The organism is Metasolibacillus sp. FSL H7-0170, assembly GCF_038593115.1.
GTDB lineage: Bacteria > Bacillota > Bacilli > Bacillales_A > Planococcaceae > Metasolibacillus > Metasolibacillus fluoroglycofenilyticus.
Window position 1 is genome coordinate 1099417 of the sequence record NZ_CP151964.1, and the last position, 25515, is coordinate 1124931.

The 25515-nt window shown below is 39.1% G+C and carries 30 protein-coding genes; 4 read left to right on the forward strand and 26 right to left on the reverse strand.

The genetic code is table 11. From position 1 onward, the window contains the following. The 4 genes from MHH70_RS05220 to MHH70_RS05235 all read right to left on the reverse strand — a co-directional run bounded on the left by MHH70_RS05220 (position 1) and on the right by MHH70_RS05235 (position 3576). Entirely contained in the window at positions 1 to 933 is a 933-nt protein-coding gene (locus MHH70_RS05220) for an ABC transporter ATP-binding protein (RefSeq protein ID WP_342472732.1), read from the reverse strand. Between the two features lie 89 nt (positions 934 to 1022). Further along, positions 1023 to 1661: a response regulator transcription factor gene (locus tag MHH70_RS05225; RefSeq protein WP_342472733.1), complete on the reverse strand. Its 639-nt coding sequence runs from the start codon at positions 1659 to 1661 to the stop codon at positions 1023 to 1025. Further along, the gene (locus MHH70_RS05230) at positions 1661 to 2731 is read right to left on the reverse strand and encodes a histidine kinase (RefSeq protein ID WP_342472734.1); all 1071 of its coding nucleotides are present in this window, start codon (positions 2729 to 2731) and stop codon (positions 1661 to 1663) included. Before MHH70_RS05230 ends, MHH70_RS05225 begins: the two co-directional genes overlap by 1 nt. Before the next feature lie 308 nt (positions 2732 to 3039). Beyond that, the gene (locus MHH70_RS05235) at positions 3040 to 3576 is read right to left on the reverse strand and encodes a DUF2179 domain-containing protein (protein WP_066171543.1); all 537 of its coding nucleotides are present in this window, start codon (positions 3574 to 3576) and stop codon (positions 3040 to 3042) included. A gap of 154 nt (positions 3577 to 3730) precedes the next feature. Between MHH70_RS05235 and MHH70_RS05240 the strand changes: the two genes are divergently transcribed. Both MHH70_RS05240 and MHH70_RS05245 read left to right on the forward strand, forming a co-directional pair. Next, on the forward strand, positions 3731 to 5149 hold the full coding sequence (locus tag MHH70_RS05240) for a SulP family inorganic anion transporter (RefSeq protein WP_342472735.1): 1419 nt from the start codon (positions 3731 to 3733) through the stop codon (positions 5147 to 5149). Positions 5150 to 5162: 13 nt separating this feature from the next. After that, on the forward strand, positions 5163 to 5582 hold the full coding sequence (locus MHH70_RS05245) for a universal stress protein (protein WP_066171552.1): 420 nt from the start codon (positions 5163 to 5165) through the stop codon (positions 5580 to 5582). A 32-nt stretch (positions 5583 to 5614) separates the two neighbouring features. On the opposite strand, the gene MHH70_RS05250 is transcribed toward MHH70_RS05245, so the two are convergent. Both MHH70_RS05250 and MHH70_RS05255 read right to left on the reverse strand, forming a co-directional pair. After that, positions 5615 to 5968 (reverse strand): DUF4260 domain-containing protein, encoded by a 354-nt coding sequence (locus MHH70_RS05250; protein ID WP_066171555.1) that lies wholly within the window; start codon positions 5966 to 5968, stop codon positions 5615 to 5617. Then, on the reverse strand, positions 5955 to 6395 hold the full coding sequence (locus MHH70_RS05255; protein WP_107942421.1) for a MerR family transcriptional regulator: 441 nt from the start codon (positions 6393 to 6395) through the stop codon (positions 5955 to 5957). The genes MHH70_RS05250 and MHH70_RS05255 overlap by 14 nt, the downstream gene beginning before the upstream one ends. Before the next feature lie 126 nt (positions 6396 to 6521). On the opposite strand from MHH70_RS05255, the gene MHH70_RS05260 reads away from it, so the two are divergent. Then, positions 6522 to 7178, forward strand: a complete 657-nt coding sequence (locus tag MHH70_RS05260) for a hypothetical protein (protein ID WP_342472736.1) — start codon at positions 6522 to 6524, stop codon at positions 7176 to 7178. 78 nt (positions 7179 to 7256) lie between these two features. Next, positions 7257 to 7949: an AIM24 family protein gene (locus MHH70_RS05265; RefSeq protein ID WP_342472737.1), complete on the forward strand. Its 693-nt coding sequence runs from the start codon at positions 7257 to 7259 to the stop codon at positions 7947 to 7949. 194 nt (positions 7950 to 8143) lie between these two features. On the opposite strand, the gene MHH70_RS05270 is transcribed toward MHH70_RS05265, so the two are convergent. From MHH70_RS05270 to MHH70_RS05365, 20 genes are all read right to left on the reverse strand, one after another. After that, positions 8144 to 8599, reverse strand: a complete 456-nt coding sequence (locus MHH70_RS05270) for an NUDIX hydrolase (RefSeq protein ID WP_107942419.1) — start codon at positions 8597 to 8599, stop codon at positions 8144 to 8146. 296 nt (positions 8600 to 8895) lie between these two features. Continuing rightward, a complete protein-coding gene (gene abc-f / locus MHH70_RS05275; protein ID WP_107942418.1) occupies positions 8896 to 10350 on the reverse strand; it encodes an ABC-F type ribosomal protection protein in 1455 nt (484 codons plus the stop codon). A gap of 112 nt (positions 10351 to 10462) precedes the next feature. Then, positions 10463 to 12250 carry an ABC-F type ribosomal protection protein gene (gene abc-f, locus MHH70_RS05280; protein ID WP_235616010.1) on the reverse strand — a complete coding sequence of 596 codons (1788 nt, stop codon included), beginning with the start codon at positions 12248 to 12250 and terminating at the stop codon, positions 10463 to 10465. Between the two features lie 96 nt (positions 12251 to 12346). Beyond that, positions 12347 to 12487 carry an RAxF-45 family protein gene (locus MHH70_RS05285; protein WP_201261889.1) on the reverse strand — a complete coding sequence of 47 codons (141 nt, stop codon included), beginning with the start codon at positions 12485 to 12487 and terminating at the stop codon, positions 12347 to 12349. Between the two features lie 116 nt (positions 12488 to 12603). Then, positions 12604 to 12987: an aspartate 1-decarboxylase gene (gene panD, locus MHH70_RS05290; RefSeq protein ID WP_042478024.1), complete on the reverse strand. Its 384-nt coding sequence runs from the start codon at positions 12985 to 12987 to the stop codon at positions 12604 to 12606. A gap of 3 nt (positions 12988 to 12990) precedes the next feature. Further along, positions 12991 to 13842, reverse strand: a complete 852-nt coding sequence (panC, locus tag MHH70_RS05295; protein WP_342472738.1) for a pantoate--beta-alanine ligase — start codon at positions 13840 to 13842, stop codon at positions 12991 to 12993. After that, positions 13843 to 14679: a 3-methyl-2-oxobutanoate hydroxymethyltransferase gene (gene panB / locus MHH70_RS05300; protein WP_342472739.1), complete on the reverse strand. Its 837-nt coding sequence runs from the start codon at positions 14677 to 14679 to the stop codon at positions 13843 to 13845. Between the two features lie 629 nt (positions 14680 to 15308). Beyond that, a complete protein-coding gene (locus MHH70_RS05305; RefSeq protein ID WP_342472740.1) occupies positions 15309 to 16289 on the reverse strand; it encodes a biotin--[acetyl-CoA-carboxylase] ligase in 981 nt (326 codons plus the stop codon). After that, complete coding sequence (locus MHH70_RS05310; RefSeq protein WP_342472741.1) at positions 16270 to 17424, reverse strand: CCA tRNA nucleotidyltransferase; 1155 nt, start codon at positions 17422 to 17424, stop codon at positions 16270 to 16272. The genes MHH70_RS05305 and MHH70_RS05310 overlap by 20 nt, the downstream gene beginning before the upstream one ends. Beyond that, positions 17421 to 18557, reverse strand: coding sequence for an N-acetyl-alpha-D-glucosaminyl L-malate synthase BshA (bshA, locus tag MHH70_RS05315; protein ID WP_342472742.1), 1137 nt, complete (start codon positions 18555 to 18557; stop codon positions 17421 to 17423). Before bshA ends, MHH70_RS05310 begins: the two co-directional genes overlap by 4 nt. A gap of 20 nt (positions 18558 to 18577) precedes the next feature. Continuing rightward, positions 18578 to 18982 (reverse strand): methylglyoxal synthase, encoded by a 405-nt coding sequence (gene mgsA / locus MHH70_RS05320; protein ID WP_342472743.1) that lies wholly within the window; start codon positions 18980 to 18982, stop codon positions 18578 to 18580. A gap of 16 nt (positions 18983 to 18998) precedes the next feature. Beyond that, entirely contained in the window at positions 18999 to 19793 is a 795-nt protein-coding gene (dapB, locus tag MHH70_RS05325; protein WP_107942411.1) for a 4-hydroxy-tetrahydrodipicolinate reductase, read from the reverse strand. After that, positions 19790 to 20128, reverse strand: coding sequence for a nucleotide pyrophosphohydrolase (locus MHH70_RS05330; RefSeq protein WP_066171598.1), 339 nt, complete (start codon positions 20126 to 20128; stop codon positions 19790 to 19792). The genes dapB and MHH70_RS05330 overlap by 4 nt, the downstream gene beginning before the upstream one ends. Positions 20129 to 20251: 123 nt before the next feature. After that, positions 20252 to 20932, reverse strand: a complete 681-nt coding sequence (locus tag MHH70_RS05335) for a zinc metallopeptidase (protein WP_066171601.1) — start codon at positions 20930 to 20932, stop codon at positions 20252 to 20254. A 55-nt stretch (positions 20933 to 20987) separates the two neighbouring features. Further along, positions 20988 to 21587, reverse strand: a complete 600-nt coding sequence (locus tag MHH70_RS05340) for a DUF1405 domain-containing protein (RefSeq protein WP_342472744.1) — start codon at positions 21585 to 21587, stop codon at positions 20988 to 20990. A gap of 450 nt (positions 21588 to 22037) precedes the next feature. Then, the gene (locus MHH70_RS05345) at positions 22038 to 22835 is read right to left on the reverse strand and encodes a menaquinol-cytochrome c reductase cytochrome b/c subunit (protein ID WP_066171607.1); all 798 of its coding nucleotides are present in this window, start codon (positions 22833 to 22835) and stop codon (positions 22038 to 22040) included. A gap of 39 nt (positions 22836 to 22874) precedes the next feature. After that, positions 22875 to 23549 carry a cytochrome b6 gene (locus tag MHH70_RS05350; protein WP_066171610.1) on the reverse strand — a complete coding sequence of 225 codons (675 nt, stop codon included), beginning with the start codon at positions 23547 to 23549 and terminating at the stop codon, positions 22875 to 22877. A gap of 22 nt (positions 23550 to 23571) precedes the next feature. Next, positions 23572 to 24075: a ubiquinol-cytochrome c reductase iron-sulfur subunit gene (locus MHH70_RS05355; protein ID WP_066171613.1), complete on the reverse strand. Its 504-nt coding sequence runs from the start codon at positions 24073 to 24075 to the stop codon at positions 23572 to 23574. Positions 24076 to 24344: 269 nt separating this feature from the next. Continuing rightward, complete coding sequence (locus tag MHH70_RS05360) at positions 24345 to 24794, reverse strand: DUF2487 family protein (RefSeq protein WP_342472745.1); 450 nt, start codon at positions 24792 to 24794, stop codon at positions 24345 to 24347. A gap of 159 nt (positions 24795 to 24953) precedes the next feature. After that, complete coding sequence (locus MHH70_RS05365) at positions 24954 to 25505, reverse strand: ReoY family proteolytic degradation factor (RefSeq protein WP_066171618.1); 552 nt, start codon at positions 25503 to 25505, stop codon at positions 24954 to 24956. Positions 25506 to 25515 lie beyond the last annotated feature (10 nt).

Here is a 25515-nt window from a genome sequence, read left to right on the forward strand (position 1 = left end):
CTAATCACGCAAGGCGCGACCTGTCAAATGCAAAAACACATCCTCCAATGTCGGCTCCTTTACCTGAAAGCCTTTCAATACAATTTGATGCAGCTCACATAGCGGTAAAATGATCGCTAAAAAATCGAGATTTTTATCTACTGTAAAGGTCATTTGTGCCTCCGCAATTTGTACATTTGCAAGCATTGCATGTGTCAGCAAAGCCTCCGCAAAGGCTTTCGAATGCTTTTGCAATTTAATTTCTACCGTCTTTTCTGAAGCTAAAATTGCCTTAATTTCTTCCTTCGTGCCTGTCGCAATGATTTTTCCACGGTCCATAATGTAAAGGCGGTCACATAAAAACTCCACTTCCTCCATATAGTGGCTCGTATAAATAATCGCTGTATTTTCCTCTTGATTCAGCCGCTTGATTGCTTGTAAAATATAACTTCTTGATTGTGGGTCAATGCCGACTGTCGGCTCATCTAAAATTAAATAGGCAGGCTTATGCAATAAAGCTACCCCAATATTCAAGCGCCTTCTCATCCCACCTGAATAATATTTGACAAGCTTTTTCTTATCATCCTCTAAACCAATCTGCTGTAAAATTGTATCGATTCGCTCCTTAAGTTCGCCTTTACCGATCTTTTGAATCGTACCGAAAAACTGCAAATTTTCCCGTGCTGTCAAGTCCCCATATAAAGCAATTTCCTGTGGCACAACCCCTAATTTATTGCGTAGCAGCTTAGGATTATCTATAATGCTTTGCTGCTGAAAAAGCACCTCACCTGCTGTCGGCTCAATCAATGTCGAGATAAGTGCAATCGTTGTCGACTTGCCCGCCCCATTCGGTCCAAGTAAGCCAACAATCTCCCCCTGTTCAATATATAAATTTATATTCTCTACAGCTTTCGTGTTTTTAAACGTTTTCGTTAAATTTACCGCTTCAATCATTAAATTCCCTCCCTGCCCCATACTATAGCAAGCAGTTCATTGCACGACCACTAGCGCATGTCATCTATTGACATGACCAAAGTCACTTTTTATACTAATCCGTTGCGTACTGCATAAATAGCGAGCTGTGTACGATCTCTTAGCTGCAATTCATTTAAAATATGTGTTAGATGATTTTTGACTGTCCCAACAGATAAAAAAAGAGCTGCCGCTATTTCTTTATTCGTCTTGCCTTCTCCAACTAATTTCGTAATTTCTAGCTCTCTTGCTGTTAATGTTGTAGATTGTTCTTCTCGCTGGATTGTTTGCTGCAGTAATTTGGGCACTAATTTTGCCGCTACCTCTTCCTGCAACACCATCCCCCCAGCTACTACACTATGAATGCTTGCGATTAATTTTTGCGGCTCCGACGATTTTACTAAAAAGCCATTTGCCCCATCCTTTAATGTTTGATAAGCATATTCATCATCATCAAATGTCGTTAAAATTAATATTTTAAGCGGCGGAAAGCGAGTACGAATATGCTGAGTTGCTTCAATTCCATTCATTTCAGGCATACGAATATCCAACAGCACGAGATCAATAGGCTGTTGCTCTAATAAAGCGAGTGCCTCCACCCCGTTACTAGCCTCAGCCACAACGGACAATGCAGCATCTTGTTCAATAATCATCTTCAAGCCATTACGTACAATTGCTTGATCTTCCACGAGTAAAATGCGTACTTTCACTACATATCCTCCTTTGCTGGTAATGCTCCTTCAACGACAAAATACTGTGCAGTTCTGTAAATATGTATTGTTCCCCCTGCCTGTTGCACGCGCTCTTTCATATTTTCTAGCCCAAAACCTTCAACAATCGCTGTCTCGTCAATGGATTTATTTTTCACTGCAAACTGAATTTGCGCCAATGGATTTATGCCTAACAATATTTCTACTTCCTTTGAATGACTATACTTCATCGCATTCGTCAAACATTCTTGTAATATTCGGTATAATACAATGCCTTGCTGATTGGATAGCGGCAAAGATAATACTCCTTTTTCAATGGTAAAACGAATATGTAAACGACTTTCCATTTCAAGCTTACGAATAAGCTGTAACACAGATTGCATGCCATACAAATCGCTTGTCTTTAGCTGGCGCACTGCATAGCGTGTTTCTTCAAGGCTTGTCCGAGCAAGATGCTTTATTTCCAGCAATGCCTCGCTATTCTGTTGCATTGACAGCATTTCGGCGTGCATTAGCAATGCGGTGAGCTGATGCCCAACCGAGTCATGCATATCCCGTGCAATATTTGTCCGCTCCTCCTCCCGCACAAGCTGCTCCTGTGCAGCAGAATGTCTCTTCAACAAGCGATATTGGCTTAAAAGCTCATCATATAATCCTTGCTTGTCTTCAGTTGCTTGCACATAATAGCGCAATAAAAGGGCACTACATATGAGTGTGAATAATAATAAAAGTGTAAACAGAGATAGCGATTGCATAATAGCAAGCCCTATTAAAAGCAGTAATGTAACAGCTAGCAGCGACAAATAGCCCTTTGTTTCCAATAATAAGGCACTATCAATTAATAAATAAGCGATTATTGGCAATGCATAGGCTATATCTAATGACAGAAATGGACTGCTACATAGCAGCAAAATGCTAAAAATGTAACAGATGCATCGCCATTTTTTCAATACCGGAACTAAAAAATAAAAAGCAAGCACAGCCGCGCTTAGTAAAAAGGCTTTTGTCTGTATAAGAAAAAGCGCCATTAATAGCAATAAAATCACTATGCGCCATGTGAAATAAGGCATCCTTTTTGTCCTTTCTTTTGATAAATATATAACAAATAATACGGTACATTGTATGAATAAATCAGAACAAAGTATTTACTCGAAGTTAGTAGGTCGAAAGTGCTGATTCGCTCATAAACTAAACGAATTCGCTCATAAGTCTGCCAAATTCGCTCGTAAATTACTCAAATTCGCTCATTAATCTGAAAATCGAATTGAATGAAAGAACTATTTTAACAGTGTATCAGAATCACCCGCTGTTTTCCTAGCTCATCCATCAACTAACATTTCATTACAACAAAAAAGCCGTCTAAAACTTTAGACAGCCTTCACGAATATTTATTTTTATTATCCCTTCGCTTCATACGCGCTACTAAAAAGCCGCCTTTAAAGGATTTTGGCTCATAGGAAATAATGAAGGCATTGGGTTCAAATTGCTCCACAATCTGAAAGAGCTCTGGCTCCCGATTGCGCTTCGTTAAAATTTCGTATTTATAGCGCTCACTATCGCGTCCTTCGCCGACATAAATCGTCACTGCAAAGCCTGCATTTCTAAGAAAAGCAACGAGCTCATCGTTTTTCTTCTGTGTATTGATTGTTGCATAAACATAGCCAATCGCTAGCTTTCGCTCAATCTTTGCGCCTAAAAAAATACCTAGGCCAAAGCCTACAGCGTAGACAACCATCGCTAAAATACTTTGGTCGCCACTAAAAACTAGTGAAAGTCCGAATACGTAAATTAACATTTCAATCATACCGAAAATAGCCGCTAGGAAGGTGACGTTTTTCACTAAAAATATGGTACGCAATGTTAAAAAAGGTACGTAAATCAATTGCAAAATAATAATTAAGACAATATTGCTCATAGACACAGTCCTTTCACTAGAAAACTTTCTGCTATTGTATGGCTGAAAACAAGGAAAGTCAATTTCTTTTTCCCGTTGCATTTATTCATCATTCAAAAGGTGACATTTCGTGATATGATGTTAGGCGTACTTATTAGTAGAAAGGAAGTGCAATATGCACACTGTAAAACAGCAATGGCTTGGCAATATTCGTGCGGATATTTTATCAGGAATCGTTGTTGCACTTGCACTAATTCCTGAGGCCATCGCCTTTTCGATTATGGCAGGTGTTGACCCAATGGTCGGCTTGTATGCCTCGTTTACGATTGCTACAGTTATCGCATTTGTCGGCGGACGTCCTGCGATGATTTCTGCTGCGACTGGCGCAATGGCGATTGTTGTTGTCGATTTAGTCGCAGACCATGGTTTGCAGTATTTACTTGCGGCAACTATTTTAACAGGCATTATTCAAATTTTCTTTGGCGTTTTTGGGATTGCCAAGCTTATGCGCTTTATTCCGAACGCTGTCATGATTGGTTTCGTCAATTCTTTAGCCATTTTAGTATTTATGGCACAGCTACCCCATTTTATTGGCGGCAATAGTATGACATACTTATTTTTATTTATTACGATTGGGCTTGTTTATTTTATTCCGAAGGTTTTCAAAACGGTTCCTGCACCTCTCATCGCTGTTGTGTTATTAACAGCCGCAGCCTTTGTGTTTCAGCTTGATTTGAAAACGGTCGGCGATTTAGGGGCTGTACCAACGAGCTTACCTGTATTTTTATTACCTGATATTCCGTTGTCACTCGAAACCTTGCAAATTATTTTACCTTATTCATTGGCACTTGCTGTTGTAGGCTTGTTAGAATCGCTATTAACTGCACAAATTTTAGATGATATGACAGATTCGAAATCGAATAAAAATATGGAGGCACGTGGTCAAGGTATTGCCAATATCGTCAACGGCTTTTTCGGTGGCATGGCGGGCTGTGCGATGATTGGACAATCGATGATTAATGTCAAATCAGGTGGACGCGGACGTTTATCGACACTTGTTTCTGGTATCTTTCTCATGTTTTTAATTGTTGTGCTTGGTGACATTGTTGTAGATATTCCGATGCCTGTGCTGGCAGGTATTATGGTGATGGTCGCGATAACAGCCTTTGATTGGGGCTCCTTGAAATATTCGATAACTGCTCCAAAAGGAGAGGTTTTCGTCATGCTCATTACGATTGTCATTGTACTTTATACGGGTAATTTAGCTATCGGTGTTGTAACAGGCATTATTATTAGTGCTCTACTGTTCGTTGCAAAAATTTCAAAGGTCAATATTACACAAAATAATGGCATATATATGATTGAGGGTCCGCTCTTCTTCGCTTCAACAAAAGCCTTTGTCGAACAGCTAGAGCAAGCTCGTGAGCCACATATTACAATCGATTTAACGAGCAGTCATCTGTGGGATGAATCGAGCGTCGGCGCACTTGTCAAGGTGATTAGCAAGCTAGAGGAAAAGGGACAAACTGTTACAGTAATCGGCATGAACCCAGCGAGTCAGGCACTTTATCAAAAATTAACGAGTTTTTCATAGGGGGGGATTTTTTATGTATCAGCACATCGTTTTAGCAGCAGACGGCTCGGATAATGCGTTACGGGCAGCGAAGGAAGCTGTAAAAATTGCGCGACTCTCAGCAAACACAGTTGTTAATATCGTCTATGTCGCAAGCTTTGACAATGCAAGGGCTGAGCATTTACACAGCGCATCGTCCGAAAGCCTTTTATTGGAACGCCGCCGTAAAGTAGCAACAGTTGAACAGCTATTGAAGGAACATCATATTTCTTATAAGGTAACCATTTTAAAAGGAGAGCCCGCACCTAAGATTATTCAATATGCGAACGACAATCAAGTTGACCTTGTTATTATCGGTAGTCGTGGTTTAAATGGCTTACAGGAGATGGTACTAGGCAGCGTTAGCCATAAAGTAATGAAACGTGTCAACTGCCCTGCATTAATTGTAAAATAGTGCTTACACAAAGAATTTTATGAAAATGCTTTTCATAAAATTCTTTGTATATGTGTGTCCTTAAATCCTGTCGTATATTTCAAGCCATAGCCTAAAGCGCGATCCATGAAAATATGCGCTAGCCAAATCAGTGCGATTGGGAGCAAAAATGAGAAGCTTGTTAGTAGCGCTATCGTCAATAAAGTAGAGGGCAATATAAAGCTATGTCCAACATTGTATAGGATTGCACCGATTCTCTCATTCATGACATAGCCTAAAGCGCATATATCGGGCACAAGCAAACAGAGGAAAAACCATAGCACAGAAAAATCGAGATAAATATAAATTGCGAGTAGCAGTAAAAAATTGATTCCATACTCCCACTTTATTAAGCTACGTAAAGTCATCGTTCCTTTTGCCCTCCCCTAATTCTCGATACATTTGTTCGATTGTCTCATTCACTTTTTGTTTATTTGATTCATATTTTCCTTCTTGCACTAAGCCTTCTGCCATTTTTAATGCTTGCAAGGCAATTGTAAAAAATGCAAGCTGTCTTTCCACAGCATTTATTTTATTTACAAATAAATTAGAGGACGCTTGATTGCACTCCTCACTCATCGGCTGCCCATCTAAAATGAGCAATAGCTTGATTTCCTGTAAGGAAAAGCCTATTTTTTTCATCACCTGAATGAATTTAATATTTCTTTCGCATGATGCATCATAAAAGCGATAGCCATTTTCTAAGCGCTTCGGGCTTAATAAACCTTCCTTTTCATAATAGCGAATCGTATCTTGTGATAGATAATATTTTGCTGCAAATTGTTTTATTAACACCGTTGCTCCCCCCTCTATACCCACACTATCATTGGAGCATACTCTAAGGTCAAGTATTTTTTTGAAACTTGTCACAGCATTGTACGTATATGTTAAGCAAGACGAATTATTGAAAGGATGTTCATCATGCAGACATTTTTACTGTCCTACCAATGGGCATTATTTATAAGTGCAGAAGTAATCTCCATTGTCTCACTAGTGTTATTCGGTATTACAAGATATTTCTTTAATAAGCGCAAAACAAGCAATTTCTTTATCCTATTATTTATTGCGGTAACGGCTTTTGAAGCGGCAATTGCGTGGATAGTTTATAACCATACTGGTGAAATTTCTAACTTTACAATTCTCATTACTATATTTGTACTTTATGCTGTCACTTTCGGCTTAAATGATTTCAAAAAATTAGATAGATGGATGCGTGTAAAAATAGGAAATTATCGCGGTATTGATTTATTAACAGCAAAGGACCATCAAATAATTGCAAAAGAGAAGAACCCTCATTATAAGAAGCGTAAAGATATTATTATGACAACGGTACATGTAATTATTTTTGTTATCGCACAGCTTATTTTTTGGGCAATTGGCATGGAATCGTTTTCGCAATTTGGTTATTATATTTCCACGATAAGTGAATGGTTTACAACAGACCAGTTCAAAAATTCCCCTTATCCAAGCGAATTTTTATACCATGCTTCTATGATTTGGGCAATTATTGTAGTCATTGATATATTGTATTCTGCAAGCCATTTATCTATATTTAATGGAAAACGTTCCTCACGATGATGGCATGAACCGTAATCTATTTTTGAAACTTCTCATATGATTTATACGTATATGTAAAAAACGGAAGGGTGTGGCATTATGAATAAATATTCAATTTCACAATTTATTAAGGAAACAGAGCAGCTAGATCGTGGAGAAGGTTTTTTTGAGCTAGAAACTCCGCGCATGCTAGAAGTCAATTTAGAAAATCTTGTTTGGGCAAAAGCAGGCTCAATGGTTGCCTACAATGGGAAAATAAAATTTGAGCGTGAGGGTATTTTAGAGCATGGGCTTGGAACTTTATTTAAAAAAGCTTTTACAGGCGAGGGCGCTTCTCTTATGAAGGCAACAGGTAAAGGCAAGCTTTATTTAGCCGATAGCGGGAAGAAAATTATTATTTTGCATTTGCAAAATGAAGCTATTTACGTAAATGGTAATGATCTCCTTGCCTTTGAACCAACAATTAAGCATGAGATTAAATTAATGAAAAGAGTTGCTGGTATGATGGCTGGTGGTTTATTTAATATTCGCTGTGAAGGCACAGGGCTTATTGCGATTACGACACATTACGAGCCTCTAACTTTGCGCGTAACGCCCGGTAAACGCGTTATTACCGACCCAAATGCAACAGTAGCATGGTCAGGCAATTTACAACCTGAATTCCAAACAGATATTTCCTTTAAAACATTTATCGGTCGAGGCAGCGGGGAATCCTTCCAAATGCGTTTCGAAGGGGACGGCTTCGTCATCGTCCAGCCGTATGAGGAAGTGTATATGCAAGCACAGGGTTAAAAATGAAGAGCGTCCCAAAAGTAGGCAATGCACTGCTTATGGGACGCTTCGGTGATATTTCATCAAAGAAATCATTAAATAAAATGGAGTAGTATTTCTTTGAAAATGGGAGAAACACTAGATTTAGCCATCTCCTTTTGAATTTAAAATAAAGGTAAAGTTAGTTTTCACTGCGCTGAGGAGAAGTTTGACTTCTAGGATAGCCCTCTTTTTAAATATTCCATCCATATTGGTTGGTCTGCTGGATTAAACTTCGATGGCAATTGATTTAATGGGAAAAATCGCACTTCAAACGCTTCTTTCTTATCATGTCGTAACATTCCTGTATAGCTCTTGCACTCATAAGCTGCTACAACTAAGTAAACTTCATCTCCATGCGGATACTGATAATAGAAGTCTTCACCTGAATATATTTTAAACAAAGTAAGTTGTTTCGCATTCAAACCTGTTTCTTCTAACATCTCTCTATAAGCGACTTGCTCTAAAGATTCTCCAAGTTCCATAGAACCTCCAATCAATCCCCAGCAATCATTATCTTTACGATGTTGTAAAAGAATTTCATTCTGTTCATTCATAATAATAATACAAGCACCGACCATAATCAGTGGGCGACTGCCTACTATTTTTCGTAATTCTTTAATATATCCCAATCTACTTCATCTCCTATTGTAACAACAATATTAAACAGTGCTCCCTTTAACATGTGTAACTACTGAGTTGTTCAAGAATTTGTTCTATATTTGTTAAATATTTCAAAAATTCTCTTATAAAAGCGAAAGTATTATATAAAGCATACTCAAAAAAGAAATAACTGTCTAAAAAGTTATTTTAAGGGTTCTCCTTTGCATTGAGCATAAAGGCAATTTCTCGTGAACAATGGCAGTTCTCTACAAACAAAAGCGCCCAAAAGCCGGTAAATGCATGGCCTTTTGGACGCCCTTTTCATTTATTGCAAAATTAATTTTTGCTTTGCTAAATGGTAACGCACTGTTGTTGTTTGCTTTAAAAAGCTTGCGTCATGCGACACAATAAGCACAGTGCCTTGATAGCCTAAAATAAATTGCTCCAACGCTTCCAGTAATGTAATATCTAAAAAATTAGTTGGCTCATCGAGCAATAATACATTGTAATCCCCAACAAATAACAAAGCAAGCTGTAGGCGCATCGCTTCACCACCACTTAAATCGCGAACACTTTTGCGCAAATCAGTTTGTGTAAAATGCATGGCAGCTAATACCTTTCTTAAAAAGCCTTCATCGTAGACAGCATGCGACTTCGCAAATTGCAGCAATGTTTCAGAAGCTTCGAATTGATAGCTCATTTGCCTAAAATAACCGATTTTCACTTTTGGCGATATATCAATACCTTCTGCCCCTTCTGCAATGGCCTTCAGCAATGTACTTTTACCGCTACCATTAGCGCCTGTAATAGCGATTTTTTGACCTTGGCGAATTTGAAAAGAGACGCGTTGTAATAGCAGCTTATCACCAGCCATTAGCGTAAAATCATTTGCCAAAATTGGCACTTTATTATGCAATTCCGTAATTGCCTGATGGGCAAAATGAAATATGCGCTCAGCTTCAGGTTTTTCAACTGCCTGTAACTGCTGCACGCGCTCCTCCATCGCCTTTGCTGCTCTGTGCAAAGCCTTCTGTCCAGAGGCTTTCGACTTTGTTTCAAACATGCGATTTGGCTTTGCCTTCGCCTCTTTGCGTGACATACTTTTTGCCTGCGCCATTTGCTCCGCGCGCTTCATTTTATCTGCGGCGGCTGCCTCTAATCGACCTTTCTCTTTGATATAAGTCTCATGAGCTTGTTGCTGCATTTGACGCTCTAGTTCCTTTTGCTCTTTATAGGCGCTGTAATTGCCTGTATAAACATGTACTGCGCCGTTCTTCACTTCCCAAATTGTATCGACAACAGCATCTAACAATGCTCTATCATGACTGACAATAATAAGTGTCCCATAATAGTAAGTCAATTCATCAATCAAAAACTGAATGCCATCTTGGTCTAAATGCGAAGTCGGCTCATCTAATAAATAACAAGGAGCATATGTCGACAAAAGCTCCGCTAGCTTCAATCGAGTTTGCTCACCTCCACTCAAATGGGCATGCTGTGCACCAACATTCAGCTTCCCTTGCAATGCATAATCAATATGATTTCCCACTTGCAAATCAATTTGGTCCATATAGAGTGCATCAACAAAGCTATTTATATGTCCTATTGTCGGGGAAATCCTTCCTGCCAGCAGCTTAAGCAATGTACTTTTGCCAGCACCGTTATTCCCTACGATGCCAATACGCTGTAGTTGATGCACTGCTAAATAAGGAATCTTTAAAATTTCTTTATCTAAATAATTATGTGTTAATTGTTTTATTTCAAATTGCAATTGTTCCATTTTGCACTACCTCCGAAAAAATATTTTTTCGTACCGATAGTGACTATCGATACGAGCTGTTTACAACTCGTATCGGCTTATAAATATAATAACCACATCTGGTTTTCACCTCCTATTCTTCTAATAACCACTTCTCATACGATGCCTCTAGCTGTTGCTCTAATTTTGTGCGCTGAGTGGTAGGAAGTGTTGGCTCTTTTAATTTCATTTCTAATTTTTCAATTTGCTCTAAAATAGAGAATTGCTTTTTTCGTTGAACTTTCTCTACATGGACTTTTTCAATAACTTGGCAAGTGGTTTCACGTTTTGCCTTTGCCCATTCATAGTCTCCTTCATAGACAGTGAGCTGTTGCTGCTCAATCCAGGCTATTTTCGTAAATAGCTTTTGCAAAAAATAGCGGTCATGTGAGACAGCGATAATCGTACCTTCAAAGGCTTCTAATGTATCCTCTAGCACCTCACGTGATTCAATATCAAGGTGATTCGTTGGCTCATCTAGCAATAATAAATTAATTTGCTGATGCATGAGCTGCGCGAGACGTAAGCGCATTTTCTCGCCACCGCTTAAATCCTTTATTTTTTTGAAAACATCATAGCCGTAAAATAAAAACTGCGCTAAATTATGTCTTGCCTCTGCCTCAGATACAGCTACTATATCTCGAAAGGCATCAACTACCCGTATTTCTATATTACTGTAATCGAATTGTTGTGACAGATAGCCTATTTTAACATTGCTACCGAGCTTACAAAGTCCTTGCTGTGGAACGACCTGACCTGTTACCATTTTTAATAAAGTTGATTTGCCACAGCCATTTTGACCAACAATCGCTAGCCTATCTTGAAAATAAACCGCTAAATGACTATTTAAAAATAATGTACGTCCATAGCTATGTGTAATATTTTCAAGGGACAGCACCTCTTTGCCACTACGCTCGGACATCGTTAATGCTAGGTTCATTTTTTTCGTGCTTGTCGGTTTTTTTACACGCTCTATACGTGCCAATGCCTTTTCCATGCTTTTCGCTCGACGATGTAAGCTATCACTCGGTGGGTTAGCCTCATTTGCCCATTGCTTTAAACGCTTAATCGTTTCCTGCATTTTTTTGATTTTTTTCTGCTGTTCCTCATATTGGGCAAATTGTTGTTCAATTTTCTCCTGCTTTTGCTTAACAAAGGCATCGTAATTGCCATGATAAGTAAATGCTTGCCCATCCTCAATCTCGATAATTTTATGTGCAAATTGATTCATAAATTGGCGGTCATGTGAGACAGCGATAACAATGCCTTCAAAGTTTTGCACATAGTTTTCAAGCCATTCAATGGCATCCATATCTAAATGATTGGTCGGCTCATCTAATAACAGAATAGATGGGCTTTGCAATAGTAATTGACCTAGCATCACCTTCGTCTTTTCACCGCCACTCAACGCCTCAAATGGCTGTGTTAAAAGAGTAGCAATTCCTAATCCGTTCGCAATTGCTGCTAGTTGTGAATCTATTTCATAGCCACCCTGCTGGATAAATTGCTCCTGCACTTGCCCATATTGTTGTAAAAGCTTTGGCGTAACTTCCTCATTATGCATTTGCTGCTCTAGCTTCTCCATCTTTTCTTTCAGTTCGAAAATTGGCCCAAAGGCTTGCGCTAATACGCCTCTCACTGTATCGTTCGGGTAATTTGATATTTGATATAAATAGCCAATTGTTGCGTCTTTACTTTTAATAATATGACCTACATCCGCTGTATCTTCGCCTGCTAATATATGTAGCAAGGTTGTTTTACCACAGCCATTTGGTCCTACAATGGCAATATGTTCTCCCGCATTAACTTCTAACTGTAAACCTACGAAAATTTCATTGCTACCAATTGTTTTGTGGATTTTCTCTGCTTTTATTTGCATCATTATGCCTCCAAGAACGTGCGGAAAAAGCATTTTAAACAACAAAAAAGACTGCACATTAACATGCAGTCTTTTCCTCACTATAGTGAAAAAGAATGGTTAATCCGCTACGTTTCGTATTTTGATTTGCTTAAAAAAGGACACACTTGTCCCGTTAGACGCAAAATCAAAAGTAATTACACGTGCAAAGTACATTGCAGTATCCACTTTTACACCTGTAGTCATAGCGTTTTGAATCATTCTTTTTCACCCCCGTTCTAGTAGAATTGCTTATAGTGTAACATAAATGAATGAATTGTGGAAGAAAATATGATGAAAAAAAGTGAAACCATAATGCGATTTCACTTTTTTATTTCCTACATCACCGTTGCTTCTGGCTCGTAGCTAATCATTTGTTTAATTGTATTGTTTTCTCCCATAATTGCCACAGTCGGCTTATGGTCACGAGCCTCGTTGGCGTCTACATAGACGTATGAAATGATAATTACGATATCGCCTTTTTGCACGAGTCGTGCTGCTGCACCATTCACACAAATAACGCCACTTCCTCGCTCACCTGCGATAATATACGTTTCAAAGCGTGCACCATTATTGTTGTTGACGATATGCACTTTTTCGTTCGGTAACATTCCTACCGCATCTAAAATATCCTCATCAATCGTAATAGAGCCAACATAATTTAAATCTGCCTGTGTTACTTGTGCGCGATGTATTTTACTATTCATCATCATGCGAAACATTGTTTATTCCCCTTTTAGTGAAAAAATTAAATTATCAATTAATCTTGTTTTACCAATATAAACAGCTACTGCTAGTAAAAATTTTTCCGTTTGTGGTGTGACGATTGCTAAATCAGGATAGCTTAAAAGCTGTAAATAATCAATGCGACCTGCTGTATTTTTTGTAATATGCTGCTTTGCAATACCAATTGCTTCCCCAGCATTTTTCGTTTGTAAAAAATGCTGCTGCGCTAAATTTAATGCCGCAAAAATCGCTGGTGCTTGCGCTCGTTCTTGCTCCGACAAATAAACATTGCGGCTCGATTTTGCAAGTCCATCCTCCTCACGAACAATGGGAATTGTTTGAATTTCTAGCGGAAAATTAAAATCACGTACCATCGTTTCAATAATCGCAACTTGCTGTGCATCTTTTTGTCCGAAATAAGCACGCGTCGGCTCAGCTAAATGAAATAGCTTTGCAACGACTTGTATGACACCATCAAAATGTCCCGGACGACTTGCACCGCATAAAATTGTCGCTTGGCGTCCTGCCAGTAACTGTATACCGCCATCCGCTGGGTACATCTCCTCTACGCTCGGAGCAAAAACTAAATCGACACCTGCTGACCCAGCTAACGCTGTATCACGCGGTAAATCACGCGGATAGGATTCAAAGTCTTCATTCGGTCCAAACTGGGTAGGATTAACAAATATGCTCATAATGACTACATCATTGTCTGCCTTTGCTGTGCGAGCTAGCGTTAAATGTCCATCATGTAAATAACCCATCGTCGGAACTAAGCCAATTGACTTTTGCTCTTTCTTTGCCTGATGAACATATTGCTTTAATTCCGCAATTGTTGTTACAACTTTCATTTATTTGACGCCTCCGTAAAGCTGGGTAAGCTCTTCATCCTTCATTGTAAATTGATGCTCCACTGCTGGGAATGTTCCCGTCTTCACTTCACGCACATAGCTTGTAATGCCATGCTCTACTTCATCTCCTACATGCGCAAAAGCTTTAACAAATTTCGGGATATGATGTTTGCCATACTGCACTAAATCATGGAAAACAAGCACTTGCCCATCTGCCTCCGCGCCTGCCCCAATACCGATTGTCGGGATTGTTAAAGCTTGTGAAATCGCCTCTGTTAGCTGATGTGGGATACATTCTAAAACAACTGCCGCTGCACCTGCTGCCTCAACAGCCTTCGCATCGGCGATTAATTGCTGCGCTTGCTCCGCTGTTTTTCCTTGCACTTTGTAGCCGCCAAGCACACCTGCTGATTGTGGCAATAAGCCTAAATGCGCTACGACAGGAATGCCTGCATCTGTTAGCTTTTTAATAACAGGAATTACATCGCCCGCGCCTTCAAGCTTCAGTGCATTCGCATTTGTTTCTTGCATCATACGCACAGCCGTTTTCAATGTGTCATTCATATCGCCATGATAAGAACCGAATGGCATATCAACGACGATAAATGTGTTTGGTGCGCCACGTCGCACAGCTTTACTATGATGAATCATATCATCGACTGTGACACGCATCGTTGACTCATAGCCAAGCACAACCATCCCTAAAGAATCACCAACTAAAATCATATCCACTGCTGCATCCTCTGAAAATTTAGCATTCGAATAATCGTATGCTGTAATCATTACGATTTTTTCACCTTGCTGCTTCATTTTCAAAAATTCACTTGTTGTTTTCATATGAATCCTCCTTCTAGTGTGAGAAGAAAACATAAAAAACCCTTCTATCCAAAATTGGACAGAAGGGTTGCGTTGTACTGTAAAAATTATGAACGCTCCGTTTTCTTCCGTCCCTGTCTAATTAGATCAAGGCAGACTGTTATTCAATCAATTACGCCCCGACGTAATTGTGTCCAGATTTTTTCGAGTTAACACGAAAACTCCCCTTCAAAATCTGTGACATCCGCCGGAGGCTTAACTTGAATCAGCTAGGGTTTAAGCACTCCTCTGGCTTAGTTACTTTTCCAGCATTCATCCCGCTATTTTTAAAAGTAAGGGACTTTTGCTGAATCAAGTTAAATTGCACTATCGGTACAGTTCTATACAGATACTGTCCTTAGCCATACTATAACAAGTTTTGTCGAAAACGTACAGTACAATGTTTTATTAATTTTAATTATTATTTTGAAGATATTCGCACTTTTCTTACGGAATATCTGCAAATTTCATTGATTTATTTGCGCTTTTTTATAAGTTATTTGCGTTTTCTAAAATATATTTGCGACTTGCCTTTGTTTATTTGCGGCTTCTCTCAATTTATTTGCAGCTTCTCAAATATATTTGCCAATTCCGCTCATCCATCTGCCGCTTCATTGAATTTCGATATCTGCTGAGTAAACGCTTTTGATTTCGCCATTTGCTGTGCGAATTTCAAGAACACCCGCTTCTGTAATGCCGATTGCTTGACCTTCAATAATTTCGCGTAATGTCGTTGCACGCACATGCTTGCCAATTGTGTTTGATGCTGCTTCCCAAAGTGTTTTAATTGGAGCAAAGCCTTCTTTTACATAGATATCACTCAACTGTTCCAAATGGCCGAGATATTTTGCAACAAAAAGGGCTCGATCAATTTTTCTGCCTTCTTCAATGGCTAACGATGTTGCAACGCCACGTACCTCCTGTGAAAAATCCTCTGGCTGTTGATTGACATTAATACCTGTACCGATTAAGAGGGCTTGTATTCGGTCAGCTTCCGCCACCATTTCCGTTAAAATGCCGACACACTTTTTGCCGTCAATTAAAATATCATTCGGCCACTTAATTGCTGGCTTAAAGTTTTGGCATACTTCGCTTATCGCATGTGTAAGAGCAACAGCAGCGACAAGTGTAAACTGCGGTGCTTGATGCGGTAAAATATTCGGGCGGATGATTGTTGTCATCCAAACACCTTGACCTTCAGCCGAATCCCACGGGCGCTGCATTCGACCACGTCCCGCTGTTTGCTTTTCTGCAATGACTACCGTGCCATCTGCCGCGCCATTACGAATCAATTCGTGCGCTACAATTTGCGTTGACTCTACCTCATCAAAATGATAAATTTTTTGACCATAGCAAGCCGTCTTCAAATGGGCAGCAATTTGCATCTCATCAAGCCTATTTGATTTAGCAATTAATTTATAGCCCTTTTTCTTAATGACTTCAAATGTATAACCATCCTGTTGGAGCGCTTGCATATGCTTCCAAATAGCCGTTCTTGACACGAGTAGCTCGTCGGCTAACTGCTGGCCGCTTATTGGTTCACCAGCCGCTGCTAAAAAGCGCTGCAATATTTTATCCTTTATAGATGTCATAAAACCATTCCTTTAATTGCTCTTTGTTATTTTCTACTTGCCTTGTTAATACAGCGTATAGTGCTGCATCTAACGCTGTTTTTAGCCATGGACCGCCCTTTTTTTGCGCCCATTCAATTACATCACGTCCACTAATTGCGAGCTGCTGCGCTGTCGCAATTGGCAGTTGTGCTTTTTTCAGCGCAATTTCATGCTTGGATAAAGCTATTTCATGTTCACGCCAGAGCGCAATATCGAAAGCCGTGTTTAGCACTTCGATATCATAATAAAAATAATCAAGCACTTGCCAGCCAGCCTGCAATTTTCCATAGGCCTCTGCTACTTGCTTGGCAAATTCTTTTTCCTTATTCGAGCATTTATAGTAGGAGAAAAATGCCTCCTGTTCATTTAATACGTAAAAATAGGCCCAGCCGACGAGTGGATTTTCTGTTTGAAAGCTCTTCCAATCAGCTACTACAAATGTGCCTTGCAAAAATTGATTTAATGTAGTTTGTCGGAGCATCGCAATTCCTTGTACAGGGAAACGGCTTGTCCATATTTTATTTAATTCAGCATGAATACGCTCTCTCGCTACATATTGAATTTGCTCAGCCAATGATTGAATTGCTGACAATGTAGTAGATTCAATTGTAAAGCCGAGCTGTGCGCTAAAACGAATTGCCCGCATCATACGTAGAGCATCTTCCTTGAAACGCTGCTCAGCTTGCCCAACTGCACGAATCACTTTATGTTGAATATCCTCTTGCCCATTATACAAATCAATAATTACACCATCTCGCGTCATTGCCATCGCATTCATCGTAAAATCACGCCGCGCTAAATCATCCTCTAAGTTACGGACAAATGTAACTGTATCTGGCCTGCGATGGTCTGTGTAAAGCCCATCCGTACGATAAGTCGTTACCTCAATTGGTTCACCCTCATCTAACACTAATACGGTCCCGTGCTCAATACCAACATCAATTGTTTCACTAAAAATGGCTTTAATTTCTGCTGGCAAAGCACTTGTAGCAATATCGACATCGTTATTTGGCTGCCCAATAATGAAATCTCGAACTGCTCCTCCGACAAAAACCGCTTCAAAGCCCGCCTGCTCTATTTTTTCAATTACTCGTTTTGCTGCTTTCCACATCATTGCATCATTCCTAATAGGCGCTCATATAAGCTTTCATATTGCTCAATAATTTTTGTCGATTGAAATTTTTCCTGTGCTGTTCGGGTAGCGGCATCACGAAATTGTTGAAGCTTTGTTTCATCCTGTAGCAACGAAATTGCATAGTCTGCTACCGCATTCGTATCGTGTAGTGCAACAAGATAACCATTTCGACCATGCTCAATTACTTCTGGGATCCCCCCAATTGTTGTTCCAATGCCAGGGACTCCACAAGCCATCGCTTCTAATAAAACTAAGCCAAATGACTCTTTTTCAGATAATAGCAGCTTCAAATCGCTAATCGCATATAGCTCCGCAATATTTTCCTGCTTCCCTAAAAACAACACGTCTCCACTATACGGCGTGTTTTTTACTTGCTCCATTACGCGATGCTTTTCAGGACCATCTCCTACTAGGATGAGCTTTGCGTCCATTTGCATCCGCACTTTCATAAACGATTCAATTACATCCGGCAAATTTTTAATTTTTCTGAAGTTTGAGACATGAATTAACACCTTTTCATATGGCTTAATGCCAAACTGTTCCTTCAAATATTCCGCATTGAAGGGCTTAAAAATATTTTCATCAACAAAATTATAAACTGTTTCGATTGGCTTTTTCGTGTCGATTAGCTCATATGTTTGCTCCTTTAAAGCGTTGGAAACAGCCGTGACAATGTCCGACTGTTCTATGCCATATTTAATTGCCTGCGTCAGACCTGAATCTTGCCCTAAAACAGTAATATCTGTCCCATGCAATGTTGTAATAATGCGCACATCTTTTTTCGACATTGCTTTTGCTAGTACGGCACATACAGCATGCGGCACGGCATAATGTACATGCAAAATATCGAGCTCCTCATTCTGTATTACATCTGCCATTTTGCTTGCTAATGCAATATCGTACGGTGAATATTGAAAAACAGAATAATTGTTTACTTCAACCTCGTGAAAAAAAATATTTGAATAAATTTTATTTAAACGAAAAGGTACGCTCGATGTAATAAAATGAATTTCATGGCCACGCTCCGCAAGCATTTTGCCAAGCTCTGTTGCGATAACACCCGAACCACCAACTGTTGGGTAGCATGTAATACCAATTTTCAGCTTTTTCATTGTACCCCTCCATATCAAACTTATTTTCTACGCTCTGCAATTAGACGCCAATCCACTAGCCCTTCCTGCAAGCCTTTTAATAAAATTTCTGCAGTTCCCATATTTGTTGCAAGGGGGATATGATACACATCGCATAAACGAACGAGCGCTGTTACATCTGGCTCATGTGGCTGCGCTGTTAATGGATCACGGAAGAAAAACACCATATCCATATCGTTATTGGCGATCATTGCACCTATTTGCTGGTCACCACCGAGTGGTCCAGAACGAAATAGCTGAATGGCTAATCCTGTCGCCTCTTGAATGCGCGTACCTGTTGTTCCTGTAGCATATAAATCATGCTGTGCTAATATATCACTATATGCAATAGCAAATTGGACTAAATCATCCTTTTTTCGATCATGTGCAATTAATGCGATTTTCATTTTTTGTCAGTCCATTCTATAGTATATTTTCAAGCCCATATACAAGGTGCTCAATACCTACTACGGTTTCAACACAAAAGACAATACCGTTCATAAAAGATTGGCGATTTAAAGAATCATGGCGAATTGTTAGCAATTGCCCCTCCCCACCAAATAAAACTTGCTGATGTGCAACAAGACCCGGTAATCGTACAGAATGGATGCGCATGCCATCAAAATCGCCCCCACGTGCACCTGTAATTGTTTCATGTTCCTCAGGATGTCCCTGTACTTTTCCTTGGCGTACCTCAGCAATCATTTGTGCTGTTTTTACACCTGTGCCACTTGGCGCATCTAGCTTTTTATCATGATGCATTTCAATAATTTCAACATCATCGAAATATTTAGCTGCCTCTCTTGCAAATTTCATCATTAAGACTGCCCCTAAAGCAAAATTAGGTGCGATAATACAGCCTATTTTTTGTTCTCGCGCCAGCTGTGTTAATTCCTCTAATTGCTCATCTGTAAACCCTGTTGTTCCAATAACAGGTCGTACTTTATGTAATAAAGCTTGCTTCGTATGCTCGTAGACTGATTGTGGATTTGTTAAATCAATGAATACATCTGGCCTCGTTTGTTCAACAAGCTCCTCAAAACTTGTGAATATTGGCACTGTATAGTCTGCCGGAAACTGTTCGAGCTCTCCCAGTGTTGCGCCTATTTCCTTATAATCAAGTGCCGCTACAAGCATCAAGCCTTTATGCTTCATTACTGTATGTACAGCCTCTATGCCCATTTTTCCACGTGCACCTGCAATAGCTACTTTTATCATGCTTGCTCTTCCTTTCTCGTCCATCGATCTTTATCGCGTGTTTCAAATTTATGGAGAACGCGTAAAAGTGCTTCATCGAGCTTGATTCCTTGTGCATTAGCAAAGCATACAAGGACGAAAAAAAAGTCCCCAAGCTCTTCTTCAATGCTCCCTCTATCCTCTGTTGCCTTTTTCTTTTTTTGACCATACACATCCTGTACCTCGCGCGACAATTCGCCTAACTCTTCCGTTAATCGTGCTAATAGCTCAAAAGGTGGAAAATAGCCTTCCTTGAACTGTCCAATATAATCATCCACACGTTGTTGTAAATGCTGCATCGTTATTTCTGTTGTCATCGTATCACTCCCTACTCTTTAATTTATAGATTTCGCCTCATCTTGTCAAAACATCGAAAATAGAAAAGCTGTCTGAAAAGCAGTGCTTTCGCACGCTTTTCAGACAGCCTCGTTTCCTTTTATTTAATCATCTGAGCGCATGCCTGTATAAATTAATATTAAACGTAATAGCTCTAATACAGCTACAGCTGCAGCCGCTACATATGTCATTGCTGCTGCATTTAAAACCTTTTTCGCAGGGCGTTCTTCGTTATTTCCAATGATGCCAAGTGCAACGACCTCGTTCATCGCCCGTTTCGATGCATCGAATTCTACTGGAAGTGTAACAATTTGGAATAGTACACCAGCCCCTAATAATGCAATACCTAGTAATAATAAACCTGATTGTTGTGCCACAATACCTATTAATACAAATATCCAAGAAGCATTTGATGAAATATTTGCTACAGGTACTAATTTTGCACGCATTGTTAGGAATGAATACGCCTCTTTATGTTGAATTGCGTGCCCTACTTCGTGTGCTGCAACTGCTGTACCAGCGAGAGAAGTATTGTAGTAGTTATCCTCAGATAGTGCTACCGTTTTTGTCGCCGGATTATAGTGGTCAGATAAAAAACCTTGCGTTGGAACAACACGCACATCTGTCAAGCCATGTTGGTCTAAAATCATGCGTGCTACTTGAGCACCAGTCATTCCTTTAGCAGCAGGCACTTGTGCAAATTTTCTATACGTGCTTTTTACTTTCATTTGTGCATAAATTGGTAAAATTAACACAATCGCAAAATAAACAATATACATTGCCATATTTTTTATTCTCTTCCCCTCTAACTTTATTTCCACGTACTATTCTAAATAGTTTTTACAGTTCATGCAAATAATTGCCCCTTTTATATGTAAAGTAAGCAATTATGATACAAACAATGGATAACCAAAATGTGAAATAACCAATTTGATTTGCGAACTGATCTATTACTCGATAATACGGCATCTGCCCAAATACATAGTCAATTACATCATTATGCAATGTCCAAATGGCAGCTACCGCAATATGCCAAAATTGAAAACGATATTTCGGCAAATAAAGCATCGCTTGTACAGCCATCATAAAATGTGAAAATACAAGCATCCAACCTGCTGGTCCAATAGAGCCTGTTTCTGCTAAGGTTAATAAATTCATAACAACAGCCCAAATACCGTATTTTATTAAAGTGATAAGTGCAAGCACTTCCATCAATTTAAAATTTTTCCCTAATAACCAGCCGATAATAGCAAAACAGAAAAACAAGCTTGCTGTCGGACTATCAGGAACAAAAATATAAAAAATGGGCTCAGTCGATGCTAATTGATAACCATACCAATAATAGCCATAAATGGTGCCTGCAATATTAATGATAAGCAATAAAATTAAAAATGCTTTATTTGTCAGTATGTGCCAACAATGAAAAAATAGTTGCTGCATAGGTGGCTCCTTTCATTTTAAACGAGGCGTGTTGAAATAGAGAGCTAAAAACACGCAGACTTATATAATGAACAGATATAGCTTTAAGTTATACTATGTATTATTTTAAACGAAAAAAGATAATTTTAAAAAACAATTTTGATATGTCCTTTACGCTAATGATTTCAGTATTAAAGAACAGCAATATAAAGTGAACCTTCAATCAGTGGGGGTTTTCTTCATCCCCCACTGATTGGTAGTTTCACCAATCGGGTTTTTACAGGCTGTTGGATCCCCCACTTAAACATCTTGATTTTATCTGTTGTTTTGAAGTGGGGGTCTTACAGCCTGTTAATACGGGATAAAAACTCTGCGCTATACTTTAGTATAACACTAACAACCATTTTTATTTTATATAGAAAATTAAGGCTGTCCCGAAAGAGTTTTCTTTCTGGACAGCCTTTTCTCGAATTATTTTGCTTCTTTTAAGCTTGCAATAAATTCTGCTAATTGGTCTAGTTCTTCGTCAGTACCATCAAATGTGCCGCCTGGCATACCACCACGACCATTTGTTACGATTTCCTTTACTTCTTCAGCAGTTAATTCATTACCTAAAAGCATTGGTGCACCTGTTCCACCAGCTAAGTCACCACCGTGACAGCCGATACAAGATGCTTGCGCTTGGAAAATTTCGTAACCTGGAGAGGTTTCATCAATCTCTACATCAGGCAATAATCCTAAATCTTTATCTGTAATTACACCTTGAGCTTTAGCAGCTTCCCAGTCATGGTTTGCTACAGATTCCCAAGTTAAATAAATCATTGACGCAACAGCTAATAACATAAATGCTGTTGGTAATGGACGTTTAGATGGACGACGCTCTGGCGTTGTATCTAAGAATGGTACAAGCGCTAAAGCACCGAATGCTAAACCTGGAATAATAATTGCTCCAATCACATTGTATGGACCTGAAGCATAAGTGTATTTTAATAATTGGTACATAAATAAGAAGTACCAGTCCGGTAACGGAATATAAGAAGCGTTAGTTGGATCTGCCGGACCTTCAAGTGGTGAAGGGTGAGCGACAGTTAATAATAGGTAACCGATTAAGAATACAGCCCCTACCATCCATTCTTTTAATAAGAAATCAGGCCAGAAAGCTTCTGTTTTCCCTGGATACTCGGAATAATCTTTAGGCTTGTTCGGCATACGGTTATTCGACTTAATTCGCGAATCACCAACGAACTTCATACCTTTTCCGCGTTGCATAGTGTCCCCTCCTTAAAAAATCATCAAAACATTGTTAAATCAAAGTGGTCCTGAAATACCTTGACGACGAATCATGATAAAGTGTGCCGCAAGTAAAGCAAATAACGCAGCAGGTAAGAAGAATACATGAATCGCGAAGAAACGTGTTAACGTTTGCGCTCCTAGAATTTCAGCGTCACCTGCTAATAAAATCTTAATTATTTCACCAATAAACGGTACAGATGCTGCGATTTCAATACCTACCTTTGTTGCAAACAATGCTTTCATGTCCCAAGGAAGTAAATAACCCGTGAAACCTAATCCAAGCATTACACCAAAAATACCTACACCAACAATCCAGTTTAATTCACGAGGCTTTTTATATGAGCCTGTGAAGAATACACGAAGCGTATGTAAGAACATCATTACGATAACTAATGAAGCTCCCCAGTGGTGCATACCACGAACGATTTCACCAAACGCTACTTCGTTTTGTAAATAATAAACTGACTTCCAAGCATTTTCTACGTCCGGTACATAATACATTGTTAAGAACATACCAGATAAAACTTGAATTACTGTAATGAAGAATGTTAATCCACCGAAACAGTAAACGAATGCTGAAAAGTGATGGGCAGGGTTTACGTGCTCTGGCACTTCGTGGTCGGCAATATCACGCCAAATAGGTGTAATATCTAAGCGCTCATCGACCCAATCATAAATTTTGTTTAGCACTGATATCGTACCCCCTAACTAATTAGCCTAAATTATTTGCGATTTTTTTCCCAAGCATTAAGAAACCATCTTTTTCTGCCACTTCATATTGATCAAGTGGGCCAAGAGGTGGTGTACCTGCTACGTTTTTACCGCTCTTCTCATAGCGACCAGCGTGGCAAGGACAGTAGAATTGGTCTGGATGTGCACTATCGCCAGCCCAGTTAACTGTACAACCTAAATGCTTACACACAGGTGAAAGTGCGACAATTTGATCACCGCTCTTATATACCCAAGCTGCCTCCGTTACATCCGATTTATACCAAGCATCTACCTGTTCGAATGTAAAGTTTACACTAATAGGCTCTTCCGTAATATCTGCAACTTTTTGACTCGTTAAAATAAAGTCTCCATCTGCTTTTGTTTGTAACACCGGGTCAATAGCAAAACGTACCATTGGCATTAACATTCCCGCCGCCATAAATCCACCAACACCAGTTAAAGTGTAGTTTAAAAATTGACGTCGCGTTACTCGATTATTACTCACTCTTTTCCCCCCTCTAACTAAAAGGTCAATACTTTTACAAATAGTAATACTAGGACATATCTATGATATATCAATAAAATAAGTTGGTCAATACAGCATTCGGTTGATTTCGACACTTTGTGAACATTTCATGAAGCAAAACATTTATACCCTTGTTAACGCAATTTTTGATTCTTTCACCACTTAGCCAAAAAACATCCTACAAAATTTGCAATATCCACTAAAGACTTTCTTTTGAATGAGTAGATAGTCTATTTCTAATAAAATAACTACTGTCTTGTCCACTCAGCGGTTAAGTTCGGAATGACGAGCTTTAGCTGATCCTCTAGAATTTTTTTCTTCATACTTGCATCCATTGATTCTAAAGGGATAGCCGGTAACCAAATAATATTATAGTCGTCTTGCATGCTCGTCCACCCGTGGTCACATGTAGCGAAGAAAATATGCTTAAAGCCCACATTTTCGAGCGCTTCCTTCCAAACAGCAAGATTTACCTGTTGCTTTGTTTGCTCCAAATAAGTAATTGGTGGAATAAGCATCAATCTTCCTCTAAACTGCTGTTCAATAAATGAGGTTAAGGACATTAGGAATTCCGCCTGCGAACTGCTATGTCTTATTGTCTGTGGCTCTAAGCCCATATTTAATAGTGGTACAACCGCTGTATCGATAAATTGCTTTTGCGCTTGAAATTGTTCTACATCTTTCGCATTAAAAAACACTTTATTTCCCCCTAAATGAAGCATGGAGATTATCTGAAAAGGTGATGCCTTTTCAGATAATCCAAATTGCCCTTGCTAAATTATTTCGATAAAATCTTATGCTTCTGTGGTGGTCACATTGACATGCCACCATCCTCGGCGCAAAGAGTTCGTCTGCGCTTACTTTTGCACATGTTGTAATGCTTGTAATAAGCTTGATAGTTCAAAAAAGCGATTTTTGTCTCCTTTGTCAAGCGCTTCGTCAATTTCCTTTAAAAGCTTCTCCTCTTGAAAGGCACGCATACTGTCCTTTAATAATTGTTCTGCTAAAATGCGATCTTTTTCACTAATATGCAAATACTTTGGCATATAAGGATTTTCCTCTAACACAGCTAAATATACTTGGTGAGGTGGAATATTTGGAAAATTAATTTGAATATACATCATCTCATCTGGATTTAACCGTAAGTCATGAAATGATTTTTCCGCATCTGCTGTCATAATATTGCCTTTATAAAAGCGAAAAGGTACGCCGTTACTTTCAACAGAGGACATCACAATCGCGCGTGGGCAGTAATGTGCTTCTTCTACAAAGCAAACATTTTCCAACAATTTCTCATCACTTAATAAGTAATTTAAAATCCACACACATTCCCTGCGCTTCAATTGATAATTTTTTAAAAACCATCGCACAAATATCTTTTTATCTGCAATTGGGACGGATGATACCATGCTGCAATGC

Excerpts from the sequence above, each read along its gene's own strand:
- MHH70_RS05335 (WP_066171601.1), bottom strand. The coding sequence starts at position 20,932 with ATGGCAATGTATATTGTTTATTTTGCGATTGTGTTAATTTTACCAATT.
- MHH70_RS05285 (WP_201261889.1), bottom strand. The coding sequence starts at position 12,487 with ATGATTCAAAACGCTATGACTACAGGTGTAAAAGTGGATACTGCAATG.
- abc-f (WP_235616010.1), bottom strand. The coding sequence starts at position 12,250 with ATGATGCAAATAAAAGCAGAGAAAATCCACAAAACAATTGGTAGCAAT.
- panC (WP_342472738.1), bottom strand. The coding sequence starts at position 13,842 with ATGAAAGTTGTAACAACAATTGCGGAATTAAAGCAATATGTTCATCAG.
- MHH70_RS05310 (WP_342472741.1), bottom strand. The coding sequence starts at position 17,424 with ATGATGTGGAAAGCAGCAAAACGAGTAATTGAAAAAATAGAGCAGGCG.
- MHH70_RS05260 (WP_342472736.1), top strand. The coding sequence starts at position 6,522 with ATGCAGACATTTTTACTGTCCTACCAATGGGCATTATTTATAAGTGCA.
- abc-f (WP_107942418.1), bottom strand. The coding sequence starts at position 10,350 with ATGGAACAATTGCAATTTGAAATAAAACAATTAACACATAATTATTTA.
- MHH70_RS05240 (WP_342472735.1), top strand. The coding sequence starts at position 3,731 with ATGCACACTGTAAAACAGCAATGGCTTGGCAATATTCGTGCGGATATT.
- MHH70_RS05245 (WP_066171552.1), top strand. The coding sequence starts at position 5,163 with ATGTATCAGCACATCGTTTTAGCAGCAGACGGCTCGGATAATGCGTTA.
- mgsA (WP_342472743.1), bottom strand. The coding sequence starts at position 18,982 with ATGAAAATCGCATTAATTGCACATGATCGAAAAAAGGATGATTTAGTC.
- MHH70_RS05330 (WP_066171598.1), bottom strand. The coding sequence starts at position 20,128 with ATGACAACAGAAATAACGATGCAGCATTTACAACAACGTGTGGATGAT.
- MHH70_RS05365 (WP_066171618.1), bottom strand. The coding sequence starts at position 25,505 with ATGGTATCATCCGTCCCAATTGCAGATAAAAAGATATTTGTGCGATGG.
- panB (WP_342472739.1), bottom strand. The coding sequence starts at position 14,679 with ATGAAAACAACAAGTGAATTTTTGAAAATGAAGCAGCAAGGTGAAAAA.
- MHH70_RS05235 (WP_066171543.1), bottom strand. The coding sequence starts at position 3,576 with ATGAGCAATATTGTCTTAATTATTATTTTGCAATTGATTTACGTACCT.
- MHH70_RS05345 (WP_066171607.1), bottom strand. The coding sequence starts at position 22,835 with ATGCAACGCGGAAAAGGTATGAAGTTCGTTGGTGATTCGCGAATTAAG.
- bshA (WP_342472742.1), bottom strand. The coding sequence starts at position 18,557 with ATGAAAAAGCTGAAAATTGGTATTACATGCTACCCAACAGTTGGTGGT.
- dapB (WP_107942411.1), bottom strand. The coding sequence starts at position 19,793 with ATGATAAAAGTAGCTATTGCAGGTGCACGTGGAAAAATGGGCATAGAG.
- MHH70_RS05340 (WP_342472744.1), bottom strand. The coding sequence starts at position 21,587 with ATGCAGCAACTATTTTTTCATTGTTGGCACATACTGACAAATAAAGCA.
- MHH70_RS05250 (WP_066171555.1), bottom strand. The coding sequence starts at position 5,968 with ATGACTTTACGTAGCTTAATAAAGTGGGAGTATGGAATCAATTTTTTA.
- MHH70_RS05305 (WP_342472740.1), bottom strand. The coding sequence starts at position 16,289 with ATGACATCTATAAAGGATAAAATATTGCAGCGCTTTTTAGCAGCGGCT.
- MHH70_RS05230 (WP_342472734.1), bottom strand. The coding sequence starts at position 2,731 with ATGCCTTATTTCACATGGCGCATAGTGATTTTATTGCTATTAATGGCG.
- MHH70_RS05265 (WP_342472737.1), top strand. The coding sequence starts at position 7,257 with ATGAATAAATATTCAATTTCACAATTTATTAAGGAAACAGAGCAGCTA.
- MHH70_RS05220 (WP_342472732.1), bottom strand. The coding sequence starts at position 933 with ATGATTGAAGCGGTAAATTTAACGAAAACGTTTAAAAACACGAAAGCT.
- panD (WP_042478024.1), bottom strand. The coding sequence starts at position 12,987 with ATGTTTCGCATGATGATGAATAGTAAAATACATCGCGCACAAGTAACA.